The sequence below is a fragment of the Kaistia dalseonensis genome, assembly GCF_030814715.1.
Taxonomy (GTDB): Bacteria; Pseudomonadota; Alphaproteobacteria; order Rhizobiales; family Kaistiaceae; genus Kaistia; species Kaistia dalseonensis.
Genome location: NZ_JAUSVO010000004.1, coordinates 88,709 through 103,699, shown reverse-complemented (window position 1 = coordinate 103,699; position 14,991 = coordinate 88,709). Strand labels below are relative to the sequence as shown.

Below are 14,991 nucleotides of genomic sequence, written 5' to 3'. Positions count from 1 at the left end.
GGCGGCGGTCTCGGCCGCCGGTCTGTCGGATCGGGAGGCGGCAAGCCGCCTCCCGTCGTCATTCATGCCGGATCATTGCATGATCCGTGCCGGGCGGTTGGCTCAGGAGCCGCCGCACTTTCCGGTCTTAACGTTGAAGTTGCCGCAGGACATCGGAGCACGCCAATCCGAGATCAGGTCCTTCGAGTCGGGCAGGTAGTCCGACCACTCGTCACCGACCACGAGGCCCGGGGTCTTCCACACGACGTCGAGCTGGCCGTCGTCCTGGATTTCGCCGATATAGACCGGCTTGGTGATGTGGTGGTTCGGCATGATCGTCGAGAAGCCGCCGGTCAGGTTCGGGACCGAGACGCCGATCAGCGCATCGATGACCGCATCGGGAGCCGTCGTGCCGGCCTTTTCAACGGCCTTCACCCAGGCGTTGAAGCCGATGACGGTGGCTTCCATCGGGTCATTGGTGGTGCGCTTGTCGTTCTTGATGAACGCGCGCCACTTCTTGATGAACTCCTCGTTCTCCGGCGTATCGATCGACTGGAAGTAGTTCCAGGCGGCCAGATGACCGACGAGCGGCTTGGTGTCGATGCCGGCGAGCTCTTCTTCACCGACCGAGAACGCCACGACGGGGATGTCTTCAGCCTTGATGCCCTGGTTGCCGAGTTCCTTGTAGAAGGGAACGTTGGCATCGCCATTGACGGTCGAGACGACGGCGGTCTTCTTGCCGGCCGAGCCGAACTTCTTGATCGCGGAAACTTCGGTCTGCCAGTCGGAGAAGCCGAACGGCGTGTAGTTGACCATGATGTCTTCAGCGGCCACACCCTTCGAGAGCAGATACGCCTCGAGGATCTTGTTGGTCGTGCGCGGATAGACGTAGTCGGTGCCTTCCAGCACCCAGCGCTTCACGGCGCCGCCTTCATCGCTCATCAGATAGTCGACGGCGGGGATCGCCTGCTGGTTCGGAGCGGCGCCCGTGTAGAAGACGTTGCGCTCGGATTCCTCGCCCTCGTACTGGACCGGGTAGAAGAGGATCGAGTCGAGCTCCTTGAACACCGGCAGGACCGACTTGCGGGACACCGAGGTCCAGCAGCCGAACACGACCGAAACCTTGTCCTGGCTGATCAGCTCGCGTGCCTTTTCGGCGAAGAGCGGCCAGTTCGAGGCCGGATCGACCACGACGGCCTCGAGCTTCTTGCCGAGAACGCCACCCTTCTTGTTCTGCTCGTCGATAAGGAAGAGGACCGTGTCCTTCAGCGTCGTCTCGGAGATCGCCATCGTGCCCGAGAGCGAATGCAGGACGCCGACCTTGATCGTGTCGTCTGCCGCGAAGGCGCTCGATACACCGGCGCCGAGCATGGCCGCCGTTGCAAGAGCGCCGACGGTGCGGCTCACCTTGTTCAACATCTGGAATTCCCCCTGTTACGCGACGCCGCGCTTCGGCCATTCGGCTTAAGGCGGTCATCCGTGGTGGTTTAAGTGTTGAAACGACACCGGCCTGTCTCCCACAGGAAGAATCCGGGTCCGTTCAGCAGGAAATGTCAGATATTTTGCGCAGCGCAGCATATACGTCGATTGACGTAGGTGGAGGGGAGCGTGCGTTTGCGCCTGCGCCATGCGAGCGGATGCGACGCCATCGGCGCGGGCAGTTCGATCTTGCGTGGCAAGGCCAGATCGCTACTCTTCGCTGAAATTCTGGGCAGGACTAGAAGGTAAGCAGCATCGATGACGGGACGGCAGCGGATTCTTCCCGTCCGCCGGGAATATAATCGCTGGGTCGCGAACCAGACGCTGGAAGATTATGCGCTGCGCTTCACGGCCAAGAGCGCCCGGCGCTGGACGCGGCCGCGCGTCGCGCAGACGGCGATCGGCGCAATCTCGTTCCTCGCCCTCGAGGCCGTCGGCGGCGCCATCACGCTCTCGCACGGCACCAACAACACGCTCGCGGCGACGCTGGTGGTCGGCATCGTGCTGCTCCTCACCGGCCTGCCGATCGCCCGCTATGCCGCGCGCTACGGCGTCGACATCGACCTGCTGACCCGTGGCGCCGGCTTTGGTTATATCGGCTCGACGATCACCTCGCTGATCTACGCCACCTTCACCTTCATCCTGTTCGCGATCGAAGCCTCGATCATGACGACGGCGCTGGAGATCGCCTTCGGCATTCCGCCCTGGCTCGGCTATGTGCTCTCGGCCGCTGCGGTCATTCCGCTGGTGACGCACGGCATCACCTGGATTTCGCGCTTCCAGATCGTGACGCAGCCGCTCTGGATCATCCTGAACATCCTGCCGGTCGGCTTCATCCTCTGGCAGGATTGGGGCTCGGTCCATGCCTGGCTTTCCTTCGAGGGCCTGACGCCGGTCGCGAACGGCAACGGCCCGGGGCTCGACATCGTCTCGTTCGGCGCCGCCTGCTCGGTCATTCTCGGCCTGATGCCGCAGATCGGCGAGCAGGTGGACATTCTCCGCTTCCTGCCGCCGCACGGGCTGGAAGGCCGACGCGGCCGTATCGCGACGCTGCTGGCCGGCGCGGGCTGGATCATCGTCGGCGCGCCCAAGCTGCTGTTCGGCTCGTTCCTCGCGGTGCTGGCGCTGCGCCATGGCGTGCCGGCCGAGCACGCGGCCGAGCCGGCGCGCATGTATGTCGTGGCCTTCGGCTATGTGCTGCCCTGGCAGGATGCGGCGCTGTTCCTGACGGCGGCCTTCGTGGTCGTGTCGCAGTTGAAGATCAATGTCATGAACGCCTATGCGGGCTCGCTCGCCTGGTCGAATTTCTTCTCGCGGCTGACCCACAGCCATCCCGGCCGCGTCGTCTGGCTCGTGTTCAACGTCGCCATTGCGCTCCTCCTGATGGAGCTCGGCATCTACAAGGCGCTGGAACAGACGCTCGGCCTGTTCTCGGTCGTCGCCGTCGCCTGGCTCGGCACGATCGTCGCCGACCTCGCCATCAACAAGCCGCTCGGCCTCTCGCCACCCGGCATCGAGTTCAAGCGCGCGCATCTCTACGACATCAACCCGGTCGGCGTCGGAGGCATGGGGATCGCGGCGGCGCTCGGCCTGATCGCGGCCGTCGGCATGTTCGGCGAGATCGCCAAGGCGCTCGCGCCCTTCATCGCGCTCGGCGCTTCGCTGGTCGCGGCGCCCGCCATCGCCTGGGGCACCAAGGGCCGCTATTACCTTGCCCGCAAGCCGCGTGCCCATTGGCAGAACCGGACGGAGATCATCTGCACCGTCTGCGAGCACGCCTTCGAACCGGAGGACATGGCCTATTGCCCGGCCTATTCCGGCCCGATCTGCTCGCTCTGCTGTTCGCTCGATGCGCGCTGCCACGATCTCTGCAAGCCGCATGCGCGGCTCCAGATCCAGGTGAGCGAGGCCGTTTCGGCGGTGATGCCGGCGAGCGTGGCGGCGCGGATCAGCCCCCGCATCGTGCAATATCTGGGCGTCTTCACGCTCTTCATGGGCGTGATCAGCCTGGTCCTGCTGCTGATCCACGTGCAGGCGACCTCCTATGGCGGCGCCCACAGCGCCATTATCGGCCAGACCCTCTGGGCCGCCTTCTTCATCCTGCTGATCGTCTCCGGCATCGCCTCATGGTTCCTCGTCCTCGCCAATGAGAGCCGCCACGTCGCGCAGGAAGAATCGGCGCGGCAGACGACGCTGCTGTTGCGCGAAATCGAGGCCCATCGGCGGACCGATGCCGAGCTCCAGCGCGCCAAGGAGGTGGCGGAAGCCGCCAACCTCGCCAAGAGCCGCTATCTGGTCGGCCTCAGCCACGAACTGCGCACGCCGCTCAACGCCGTCTTCGGCTATGCTCAGATCCTGGAGCGCGACGAGACGATCCCGCGCGCGCGGCAGGGCAATATCAGCGTCATCCGCCGCAGCGCCGAGCATCTCTCGGGGCTGATCGACGGGCTCCTGGAGATTTCGCGGATCGAGGCGGGGCGACTGCAATTGCAGCGCAACGAGATCCGCCTCGACGATTTCCTCGACCAGATCGTCGACATGTTCCGCTTCCAGGCCGAGGCGAAGGGGCTCGGCTTCCGCTTCGAGCGACCGAAGCGGCTGCCCGAAGTCGTCGCGACCGACGAGAAGCGGCTGCGCCAGATCCTGGTCAACCTGCTCTCCAACGCGATCAAGTTCACCGAGGCCGGCAGTGTCACGCTGAAGATCAGCTATCGCAGCCAGATCGCGACCCTGACTGTGACGGATACGGGGCCCGGCGTTCCAGCCGAGGACGCCGAGCGCATCTTCGAGCCGTTCGAGCGCGGCGCCTCGGCCACGGCCAAGGCCGTGCAGGGTACGGGACTTGGGCTCACCATCACCAAGATGCTGGCGCAACTGATGGGCGGCGACATCGCCCTCCACAGCGTGGAAGGCCAGGGCAGCGCCTTCGAGGTCAAGCTGATGCTCGCCGCCGTCGACCGCCCCGCCCCGGCGCCGCCGCCGGCCCGGCGCATCTTCGGCTATGATGGTCCGCGCCGGACCGTGCTCGTCGCCGATGACGACAACGATCATCGCGAGCTCGTCCGCCAGATCCTCGAGCCGATCGGCTTCATCGTGCTGGCCGTCGCCGACGGCCCGGCCTGCCTGGCGTTGACCGTCGACATCCGGCCCGATCTCTTCCTGCTCGATATCTCCATGCCGGGGATGACCGGCTGGGAACTGGCGCTGAAGCTGCGCGAAAACGGCCATGGCGCGCCGATCATCATGCTCTCGGCCAATCTCGGCGAGATGCATCCCGAGGCGACGGAGGATACCGCCCATGACGGCGCGCTGCCCAAGCCCTTCGACGTCCGGCAATTGCTCGACCGGATCCAGGCGCTCCTGAAGCTCGACTGGATCGACGAGGCGCCGACACCGCCGCGGCACGAGCCGCCCGCGCCGCTCCGGAACCCCGGCGCCGACCATGTGCGGGAGCTTCTCGATCTCGGCCGGATCGGCTATGTCCGCGGCATCGAGGCGAAGCTCGAGCAATTGGCGGCGGAGGCGGACAACGAACTGTTCGTCGCCGCGATGCGGATCCACATCCGCAATTTCGACTTCGACCAATATCACGCGGTGCTGGAGGCGATGGGCGAGCATGACTGAGATTTCACGCGCCCGCGACATCGTGCTGGTGGTCGACGATTCCCCCGAGACGCTGAGCTTCCTGACCGATGCGCTGGAGCATTCCGGCGCAACCGTGCTCGTCGCCACGGAAGGCGCGCGCGCGCTCGCCCTCGTCGAGCGGATCACGCCCGACATCATCCTGATGGATGCGATGATGCCCGGCATGGATGGTTTCGAGACCTGCCGCCGCCTGAAGGCCAACGCCGCGCTCAGCCATGTGCCGATCATCTTCATGACCGGCCTCTCGGAGACCGAGCACATATTGGAGGGGCTGGAGGCGGGCGGCGTCGACTATGTGACGAAACCGATCGTGCTCGACGTGCTGCTGGCGCGCATCCGCGTGCATCTGGCCAATGCCCGCACGGCACAGAGCGCCCGCCTCGCGCTCGACACGGCGGGCCGATTCCTGCTCGCCGCCAATCGCGATGGCGAGATCCGCTGGTGCACTCCGCAGGCCGTCAAGCTGCTCGAGGCCGCGCTTCCGACGCGCGGTGGCACCATCCACCTGCCGGAGAACATCAAGGTCTGGCTCAAGGTCGCCTCCGGCCAGCGCGGCAATGTGGCGCCACCGACGCCGATAGTGGTCGAGGGCGGACGGCAATTGCAGCTCTCCTTCCTCGGCAATACCGGCGAGGACGAGTTCCTGTTCCGCCTGACCAGCGACGATGACAGCGGACAGGAAGCAGCGCTCCGCCGCCAGTTCGCCGTCACGCAGCGCGAGGCGGAGGTGCTCTTGTGGATCGCGCGCGGCAAATCCAACCGCGACATTGGCGAGATCCTCGGGCTCTCGCCGCGCACGGTGAACAAGCACCTCGAAACCGTCTACCAGAAGCTCGGCGTCGAAAACCGCGCCTCCGCCGCCGTCGTGGCACTCACGGCGCTGGGCGAGGCGTGAGATACGTCATTGACGTAGTCATCTGAAGGCGTATATACGATGCGTGTCGTTCGGATGAAGCCTTATCTCCGGGCCTGCAAGTCGATGGATCTCGACGATGAGGCGATGCGCGACATCGAATTGTAGATCGCTGCCACACCCGAGGCCCATCCCATGGTCAAGGGACTGCGCGGCGTTCGAAACGCGCGGTTCGGACTTCACGGCCGCGGCAAGAGGGGCGGCGGACGGGTTATCTACTACGTTACCGTCGCGCCGTCGGTTCTCTTCATGCTGACAGCCTACCCGAAGAACGAGCAGGACGATCTGGATGAAAGCCAGCGGCGGGCAATTTTGGCTGCGATCGATGGCATTAAGGGACATTGAACATGAGCCACGTTGGCGATGATCTGGTCGAGGCCTTCGAGGAGATGGCGTCCTACATGCGTGGCGAGAGCCAGTCGGAGACCTATGAGGTTCCCGCCGGTCTCCTTACGCCCGACCGCATCCGCACGATCCGCCGCTCCGTTGCATCAAGCACCAAGGCGTTCGAAGCCGAGTTCCACATCCCCGCACGGACCATCGAGGCCTATGAGCAGGGCCGACGCCGGCCGGACGCCGCGACCACGCTGTTGCTCCGTTTGATAGAGACCGATCCCGACGCTGTGCGACGCGCGGCGTCAGGCACTCCTTGACGGCGCCCGGCGCGTTGTGACCGCGATCACATGCGCCGGTAACGGCGATATTTCACCAGTGGCATAAGATACTTAGCTGTATCACTGCGAGCTTCCCGGCCGCTTTACCTCCCTCTCGCCGACGCCTAAACTGCGCGCCTTGGATCAAGGGTGGCGAGAACGTCACGGGAGATGATCATGAACGGCTGGATGCGCGGAATTGGCGGGCTCGCCCTGGGCCTGATGCTGTCTGTCGGCGCCCTCGCGGCGCCGGCCCAGGCGGCGGATCAATCAGCCCGGCGGGTCATCATCACGCCCGGCGGCGATTATCCCGGCTTCGACGCGGAGACGCTCAAGGATGTCGGCCAGCAAGCCTGTGCCCAAGCCTGCCAGACGAACAGCGCCTGCAACGCCTTCACCTACAACATCAAGGCGCGCTGGTGCTTCCTGAAGAGCGATTTCGGCGCCATGGCCGTCGCGCCGGGCGCGATCGCCGGCCGCGTCGTCACGCTCCGGCAGACCGATCCGACCATCGCCGAGACGCGCACCGACGAATTGCAGTTCCTGGGCCCCGGCGCCTTCGACGAGGCCAAGCGACAGTTCGGTGGCCTCGCCAAGGACTATCCCTCCAACGGCATGGGCTATGAGGCGATCCACCAGGCGGCGCTGCTCGCTCGCAAGAACGGCAATGCGCTGGAGGCGACGCAGGCCTTCGGCGCCATGCTCGGCATCGCCGCGGAGGACCCGGCCGTCTGGCGCGAATTCGCGCTCGCCTTCCTGCGCCAGAACCCGCAGGATTATGAGCCGCGCCAGCGCGCCCAGACCGGCGCCACGGCAGCCGCGATCAACGCCTATCTCCGCTCCGACGGAAAGAGCGACCAGGCCGCCAGCCTCAACGTGCTCGGCGACAGCCTCGTGCGCCGCGAAATGTGGCCCGAGGCGATCAAGACCTACCGCCTCAGCCTCGAATTCCGCGAGGATGCCCGCATTCGTGCGGCCTATGACAAGGTCGTGGCCGAGCACGGCTTCCGCATCCAGTCGAACACGGTCGACGCGGACTCCGAATCGCCCCGCATGTGCCTCGTCTTTTCGGAAAACCTGCCGGTTTCCGATCCCACGCTCTCCGATTTCGTCGTCGTCGAGGGCGGCACCGGGCTCGCCATAGAGCCCAAGGACAACCAGATCTGCGTCGATGGGCTGAAGCACGGCCAGCGTTATACGTTGCGCGTGCGCGCCGGCCTGCCCTCCGCCTCGGGCGAGAAGCTCGCGCAGGCGGCTTCGGTGACGAGCTATGTCCGCGACCGCGAACCCTGGGTCGGCTTCGGCGGCAACGCCTATGTCCTGCCGGCTGGCCAGGGCGCGTCGATCCCGGTCGATTCCATCAATACGGCCCTGATCGAGGCCGAGGTCTACCGGATTGGCGACCGCTCGCTGGCGGTTGCCGTCCGCGACGGCAATTTCCTGCGCCAGCTCGACAGCTATTCGGCGAGCCAGATCGCGAGCCAGTCTGGCCAGTCGATCTGGACGGGTGCGATCGAGGTGCCGGTCAACAAGCCGAACGAGACCGTCACGACGGCGATCCCGATCGGCGACGCGCTCAAGAATGTCGAGCCCGGCGTCTATGTGATCACCGCCCGCGCCAAGAAGAATGGCGAGCAGGAATATGGCGATCTCGCCACGCAATGGTTCATCGTGTCCGATCTCGGCCTCTCCGCGCTCACCGGCCATGACGGCATCCATGCCGTGATCCGCTCGCTGAACACGGCCCGGGCCGTATCAGGCGTGAAGGTGAAGCTCGTCGCGACCAATGACGAGATTCTCGGCGAGGCGACGACGAATGCCGAAGGCTATGTCCATTTCGAACCCGGCCTCGCGCGTGGCACCGGCGGCATGGCGCCCCAGCTTCTCGTCACCCAGACCGACCAGGGCGACTATGCCTTCCTCGATCTGAAGAAGACCGCCTTCGACCTGACCGATCGCGGCGTCGACGGCCGCCCGGCCCCGGGCGCGCTCGACACCTTCCTGACCAGCGAGCGTGGCATCTACCGCCCCGGCGAGACAGTCCACCTGACGGCGCTGCTGCGCGATGCGCAGGCGAAGGCCGTCACCGGCCTTCCCTTGACGCTCATCGTCGACCGGCCGGATGGCGTCGAATTCCTGCGCACCAAGATCGAGGATCAGGGCGCCGGCGGCTATGCCTATGACGTGAAGATCCCGGACGGCGCGCAGCGCGGCGCCTGGCGCTTCCAGCTCTATGCCGATCCCGATGGCGACCAGCTCACGGAAATCTCCGCACTGGTCGACGATTTCGAGCCCGAGCGGATCGCCTTCGAGCTCAAGACCACCGCCGAACGGCTCGTGTCGGGCCAGACCTTCCCGATCGAACTCACCGCGAAATATCTCTATGGCGCCAATGCGATCGGCCTCGGCGTCGATGGTGAGATCATCGCGACGCCGACCAGCGAGGCGGCCGCCTATCCGGGCTACAGCTTCGGCCTCTCCGACGATCCCGTGGAGACGGTCCGCGATTCGCTCGGCGCCAGCGCCGTCACCGACGAGGACGGCGTCGCCGCATTCGACGCAACCGTGCCCGAGCTTCCCGCGACGACCAAGCTCTTCGACGCCGAGATCGTCGTGCGCGTCACCGACACCAATGGCCGCGCCGTCGAGCGCCGGCTGAAGCTGCCGGCCAGTTCCGGCGGCACGCATATCGGCATCAAGACCAATTTCGACGATGGTAGCGTGCCGGAAGGCGGCATGGCGCGGTTCGACCTGATCGCGATCGGCGAGGATGGCGAGCGCATTGCAGCCCCCGGCGCCACCTGGTCGATCGAGCGGCTGGAGACGAATTATCAATGGTATCGCCGCGATGGCGCCTGGAAATATGAGGCGATCACGACGGCGACGCGCATTGCGAACGGCACGGTCGATCTCTTGGCCGACGCCGCCGTGCCGGTCGAGGCGAAGGTGGATTGGGGCCGCTATCGGCTGACCGTCTCGCTGCCCGGCGACACGCCGACCTCCTCCTCGGTCGCCTTCGATGCGGGTTGGTATGTCGATGCCTCGGCCACCTCCGAGACGCCGGACATGCTGACGGTCTCGCTCGACCAGAAGAACTACAAGATAGGCGACACAGCGAAGCTCCGGCTCGACCCGCGCTTTGCCGGCATCGCGCAGATCATGGTCATCGACGACCGCGTCATCGACATGAAGACGGTCGACGTGCCCGCAGACGGCACCACGGTCGACCTCGCCGTCACCGATAAATGGGGTCCCGGCGCCTATGTGACGGCGACCTTGTTCCGCCCGATGGATGTCGCGGCGAAGCGCATGCCCTCGCGCGCGCTCGGCCTCGCCTGGGTGCCCGTCGATCCAGGGAACCGCCGGCTGCAGGTGGAACTCGGCACCGAAGAGCAGATCCGCCCGCGCGGACCGCTCTCCATCCCCGTTACGCTCGCCAATCTGGCGCCGGGCGAGGACGCCTATGTCACCGTCGCGGCGGTCGATGTCGGCATATTGAACCTGACCGGCTTCAAGACCCCCGATCCGGATGGCTGGTATTTCAGCCAGCGCCGCCTCGGCATGGAGATCCGCGACCTTTACGGGCAGTTGATCGACCGCATGCAGGGCGTTCCGGGCCGGCTGCGCTCGGGCGGCGATGGCGGCGCGTCGGGCCTCAAGGCCCCGCCACCGACGGAAAAGCTGATCGCCTATTTCTCCGGCGTGGTGAAGGTCGACGCCGATGGCAAGGCCAACGTCACCTTCGACCTGCCCGATTTCAACGGCTCGGTCCGCGTCATGGCGATCGCCTGGTCGAAGGAAGGCCTCGGGCATGCCGAAAAGACTGTGATCGTTCGCGATCCCGTCGTCGTCATGGCGAGCCTGCCGCGCTTCATGACGCCTGGCGACCAGAGCCGCGTGCTCGTCGAGATCAACAATGTCGAGGGTGAAGCGGGTGATTATCGCCTCGCCGTCGACGCACCCGGCGTTACCATGGATCCCGGCGCCGCCGACATGCCCGTGCGGCTCGAGAAGCTGGGTCGCGCGACGCTGGCGCTGCCGATGACGGCCGAGGATATCGGCGATCACATGATCACCGTCAGCCTCAAGAGCCCCGACGGGCAGACCTTCGCCCGCGACTACATGCTGGGCATCCGGCCCGCCGGCCAGCCGGTGTCACGACGCTCGCTGATCTCGCTTGCGCCCGGCAAGAAGCTCACCATCGATGCCGGCGCCTTCTCCGAGTTCAAGCCGCTGACGACGAGCGCTGCGCTCGCTGTCGGCGGTTCGGCCAAGCTCGACATCGTCGCGATCCTCGCCTCGCTCGACCGCTATCCCTATGGCTGCACCGAGCAGATCACCTCCAAGGCGATGCCGCTGCTCTATCTGAACCAGGTCGCCGCCACGATCGGCATTGCCCAGGACAGCGAGATCCGCAAGCGGATCCAGGATGCGATCGGCAAGGTGCTCGACAACCAGTCCTCCTCGGGCTCGTTCGGCCTCTGGGGCCCGGGCTATGACGATCTCTGGCTCGACGCCTATGTGTCGGATTTCCTGACCCGGGCGAAGGCGGTCGGCTATGTCGTGCCGGATGTCGCCTTCAACAATGCGATCGACAATCTGGCCAACCGCATCGGCTACGCCCAGGATTTCGACAAGGGCGGCGAGGCGATCGCCTATGCGCTCTACGTGCTTGCGCGCAACGGCAAGGCGGCGATCGGAGACCTGCGCTACTACGCGGAAACGAAGCTCGGCAATTTCGCCACCCCGCTCGCCCAGGCCCAGATCGGCGCCGGCCTCGCGCTTTATGGCGACAAGGCCCGGGCGGCCGACGTGTTCAAGCTCGCAGTTGAAAATGTCCGGACGAGCTATGGCCAGCTTCCCGCCTATCGGCAGGATTACGGCTCCTATCTCCGCGACCAGGCCGCCGTGCTGACGCTCGTCGCCGAGACCGGGGACAAAGCGACCGACCGCGAGGCGCTGGTCGATACGATCGTCCAGATGCGCGATACGCGACGCTATCTCTCCACCCAGGAGCAGGGCTGGATGCTGATGGCGGCCGCCTCGCTGATGAACGATCTGCGGCAGGCCTCGCTCGACGTCGACGGCAACAAGGCCGATGTGCCGCTCTACAGGAAGCTGCTCGGCAGCGATGTCGATAGCCGTCCGCTGGTGGTCGAGAACACCGGCGACGTGCCGCTCGATGCCGCGCTGACGCTGACCGGCATCCCGCTCGATCCCGAACCTGCGGGCGGCGATGGCTTCACCATTACGCGGAGCTATTTCAACACCGACGGCACCGAGGCCGATCCCGCCACAGTGGCGCAGAACGACCGCCTTGTCGTGGTGCTGAAAGTTACGGCGAACGAGGCGCGCTTCGGCCGCATCATGGTCGTCGATCCGCTGCCGGCCGGCTTCGAGATCGAGAACCCGAACATCTCGCGCTCGGGCGACACCTCGACCTATGAATGGCTCAAAGTGGAGCAGAACATCGATCACACCGAGGCGCGGACCGACCGCTTCGTCGCCGCGCTGACGCGCTCATCGAGCGATCCCGTCGAGTTCTCGGTCGCCTATGGCGTCCGCGCCGTCTCGCCGGGCACGTTCATCCATCCCGCCGCGACGGTCGAGGACATGTATGACCCCGACCGCCAGGCGCATACGGATACGAGCGCCGTCGAAATCGTCGGCCCGACGACGACGAAGTGAGGGCGGGAAACTGAACGTGCTGGTTGGGGCACGACGCCCATGACAAACGAAGGCCAGCCCTCTCTCCCCGAAGGGGGGAGAGCTGGAGAGGGGGATGGTTTCCGGACCTCTCCGGATAGCGCCGCGTCGGCCTCTCCGGGTGCTCCGAGCCTTGCCCCAGCGCTCCCCCCTCCTAGCCTCCCCCACAAGGGGGGAGGGACAGGATCGAGTGATCGCGCCCATGCCGATGAAGGCCGCAGCGAGCCCTCTCTCCCCGAAGGGGGGAGAGCTGGAGAGGGGGATGGTTTCCGGACCTCTCCGGATAGCGCCGCGTCGGCCTCTCCGGGTGCGCCGAGCCCTGCCCCAGCGCTCCCCCCTCCTAGCCTCCCCCACAAGGGGGAAGGAACAGGATCGAGTTTTCGCGCCCATGCCGATGAAGGCCGCAGCGAGCCCTCTCTCCCCGAAGGGGGGAGAGTTGGAGAGGGGGTGCCTAACGCGGTATCGAACGCGATCGGCGAGGATCTGCGCGCCCTCCCCGACCTTCCCCGCCTCGGGGAGAGGGTGAAGAAGGCGTTTGCCGTTGCCGGCCTGACGCTGGCGACGATGGCCTTCTTCTCGACCGCCTGGCTCGGCGGAGCGGTGCATGATATCCGCGCCGGCCTGCCGCCGGTAACAGACCCCAGGACCGTGCCGACGTCCGCAATCATCGTCGATCGCTCCGATACGCTGCTGCGGCCCTACACCATCGCCGATGGGCGCTGGCGCCTGCCCGTGACGCTCGGCGAGGTCGATCCGACCTTCATCGCCATGCTGAAGGGCTATGAGGACAAGAATTTCGCCACCCATCACGGCGTCGACTGGCAGGCGCTCATCCGCGCCGCCGGCCAGATCGCCGAGACCGGCCATGTCGTCTCGGGCGGGTCGACGCTGACCATGCAGGTCGCCCGCCTCGTGCAGGGCGGCTCGACCCGCGCGGCCGAAAGCAAATTGCGCCAGATCGTCCACGCGCTGACGCTGGAGGACCGGCTCGACAAGGAGCAGATCCTCTCGCTCTATCTCGCGCTCGCGCCCTATGGCGGCAATCTCGAAGGCATCCGCGCCGCGAGCCTAGCCTATTTCGGCAAGGAGCCGCGCCGGCTGACCATCGCCGAATCCGCCTTGCTCGTCGCCCTGCCGCAGGCACCGGAGGCACGCCGTCCCGATCGCGACCCCAAGGCCGCAAAGGCAGCACGCGACCGCGTGCTCGACAGGCTGGTCACGGCCGGCGTCATCGATGCCGACGCCGCCTCAGCCGCCAAGACCGAGCGCGTCCCGACGGCGCGAAAGCCATTCCCGATGCTCGCCGCCCATTTGGGCGATCTCGCCCGCAAGGCGCATCCGAACGATGCCATCGTCAAGCTCACGCTGGACGCGCGGCTGCAGCAGACGCTCGAAGAACTCGCCTCCGATCGCGCCGCCACCGTCGGCCCGAAGGCGTCCGTCGCGATCGTCGTCGCCGACCACGTCACCGGCAATATCCTCGCCTCGGTCGGTTCGGCCGGCTTCATGGACGACAGCCGGAACGGCTTCGTCGACATGACGACCGCGATCCGCTCGCCCGGCTCGACGCTGAAGCCGCTGATCTATGGCCTCGCCTTCGAGCAGGGCATCGCCCATCCGCAGAGCCTGATCGAGGACCGGCCGAGCGCGTTCGGCGGCTATGCGCCCGTGAATTTCGACGGCTTCTATCGCGGCACGGTGACGATCCACGACGCACTCACCGAATCGCTGAACGTGCCGGCGGTGAAGGTGCTCGACGCGGTCGGGCCCGCCCGCCTCGTGGCGCGGCTGAAGCGCGCGGCGGCAAGCCCGAAACTGCCGGATCTCTCGGCGCCGGGCCTCGCCATCGGCCTCGGCGGCGTCGGCATATCGCTCAAGGACCTCGTCTCGGTCTACGCCGCCATCGCGCGCGGCGGCCGGCCGGTCGCTCTGCATGACGGCACTGGCGCGCCCGCGCCGGCCATCGAGAGCGCGCCCGTGCTCGAGCCGGTCGCGGCCTGGTATGTCGCCAACATCCTAGCCGACGTTCCGCCGCCCGTCATCGGCGCATCGGGCCGGATCGCCTACAAGACCGGCACGTCCTATGGCTATCGTGACGCCTGGTCGATCGGCTTTGACGGCCGGACGGTCATCGGCGTCTGGGTCGGCCGCGCGGATGGGGCGCCGGTTCCCGGCCTTTCCGGCATCGGCACGGCCGCTCCGGTGCTGTTCGAGGCATTCGACCGCCTGGGCGGGGACCGCGCGCCGCTGCGCCCTGCCCCGCGCGGCGCGCTGATTGCGGCCAATGGCGACCTGCCGGAGCCGCTGAAACGCTTCCGTGGGCCGGAGGTGATGGCCAACAAGGCGCCCGACACGCCGGAAATCGCCTTTCCACCGGATGGCGTCCAGGTCGATCTCGGCATTCGCGACGGCGACCCGATGCCGCTCATGATCAAGATCCGCAATGGCAAGCCACCCTTCACCTGGTTTGCCAATGGAACCCCTATCGCGCGGACGCCGTTTCAACGCTCGGAGAGTTGGGCGCCGGATGGGCCGGGATTTGTTACGCTCTCCGTCGTCGATTCGGCCGGGCGCTCCGACAGGGTGACCGTTTTCGTCGAATAGGCCGCAGCAGGA

7 protein-coding genes are annotated in these 14,991 nt (G+C 66.3%); 6 read left to right on the top strand and 1 reads right to left on the bottom strand.

Features of this window, described 5'->3' with window-relative positions; genetic code table 11:
• Positions 1–102 precede the first annotated feature (102 nt).
• Positions 103–1,350 carry an urea ABC transporter substrate-binding protein gene (urtA, locus tag QO014_RS14340; protein ID WP_370877159.1) on the bottom strand — a complete coding sequence of 416 codons (1,248 nt, stop codon included), beginning with the start codon at positions 1,348–1,350 and terminating at the stop codon, positions 103–105.
• A 366-nt stretch (positions 1,351–1,716) separates the two neighbouring features.
• Between urtA and QO014_RS14335 the strand changes: the two genes are divergently transcribed.
• The 6 genes from QO014_RS14335 (at position 1,717) to pbpC (ending at position 14,979) form a co-directional block, all read left to right on the top strand.
• The gene (locus QO014_RS14335) at positions 1,717–5,082 is read left to right on the top strand and encodes an ATP-binding protein (RefSeq protein ID WP_266349410.1); all 3,366 of its coding nucleotides are present in this window, start codon (positions 1,717–1,719) and stop codon (positions 5,080–5,082) included.
• A complete protein-coding gene (locus QO014_RS14330; RefSeq protein ID WP_266349409.1) occupies positions 5,075–5,998 on the top strand; it encodes a response regulator transcription factor in 924 nt (307 codons plus the stop codon). The genes QO014_RS14335 and QO014_RS14330 overlap by 8 nt, the downstream gene beginning before the upstream one ends.
• A 153-nt stretch (positions 5,999–6,151) precedes the next feature.
• Positions 6,152–6,361, top strand: a complete 210-nt coding sequence (locus tag QO014_RS14325; RefSeq protein ID WP_266349408.1) for a hypothetical protein — start codon at positions 6,152–6,154, stop codon at positions 6,359–6,361.
• Between the two features lie 2 nt (positions 6,362–6,363).
• Positions 6,364–6,669: a helix-turn-helix domain-containing protein gene (locus tag QO014_RS14320; RefSeq protein ID WP_266349407.1), complete on the top strand. Its 306-nt coding sequence runs from the start codon at positions 6,364–6,366 to the stop codon at positions 6,667–6,669.
• 177 nt (positions 6,670–6,846) lie between these two features.
• Complete coding sequence (locus QO014_RS14315; protein WP_266349406.1) at positions 6,847–12,357, top strand: alpha-2-macroglobulin family protein; 5,511 nt, start codon at positions 6,847–6,849, stop codon at positions 12,355–12,357.
• Positions 12,358–12,939: 582 nt separating this feature from the next.
• Positions 12,940–14,979, top strand: a complete 2,040-nt coding sequence (pbpC, locus tag QO014_RS14310; protein ID WP_503128678.1) for a penicillin-binding protein 1C — start codon at positions 12,940–12,942, stop codon at positions 14,977–14,979.
• The last annotated feature ends 12 nt before the right edge of the window (positions 14,980–14,991 follow it).

Excerpts from the sequence above, each read along its gene's own strand:
- urtA (WP_370877159.1), bottom strand. The coding sequence starts at position 1,350 with ATGCTCGGCGCCGGTGTATCGAGCGCCTTCGCGGCAGACGACACGATC.
- QO014_RS14335 (WP_266349410.1), top strand. The coding sequence starts at position 1,717 with ATGACGGGACGGCAGCGGATTCTTCCCGTCCGCCGGGAATATAATCGC.
- QO014_RS14330 (WP_266349409.1), top strand. The coding sequence starts at position 5,075 with ATGACTGAGATTTCACGCGCCCGCGACATCGTGCTGGTGGTCGACGAT.
- QO014_RS14325 (WP_266349408.1), top strand. The coding sequence starts at position 6,152 with ATGGTCAAGGGACTGCGCGGCGTTCGAAACGCGCGGTTCGGACTTCAC.
- QO014_RS14320 (WP_266349407.1), top strand. The coding sequence starts at position 6,364 with ATGAGCCACGTTGGCGATGATCTGGTCGAGGCCTTCGAGGAGATGGCG.
- QO014_RS14315 (WP_266349406.1), top strand. The coding sequence starts at position 6,847 with ATGAACGGCTGGATGCGCGGAATTGGCGGGCTCGCCCTGGGCCTGATG.
- pbpC (WP_503128678.1), top strand. The coding sequence starts at position 12,940 with ATGGCCTTCTTCTCGACCGCCTGGCTCGGCGGAGCGGTGCATGATATC.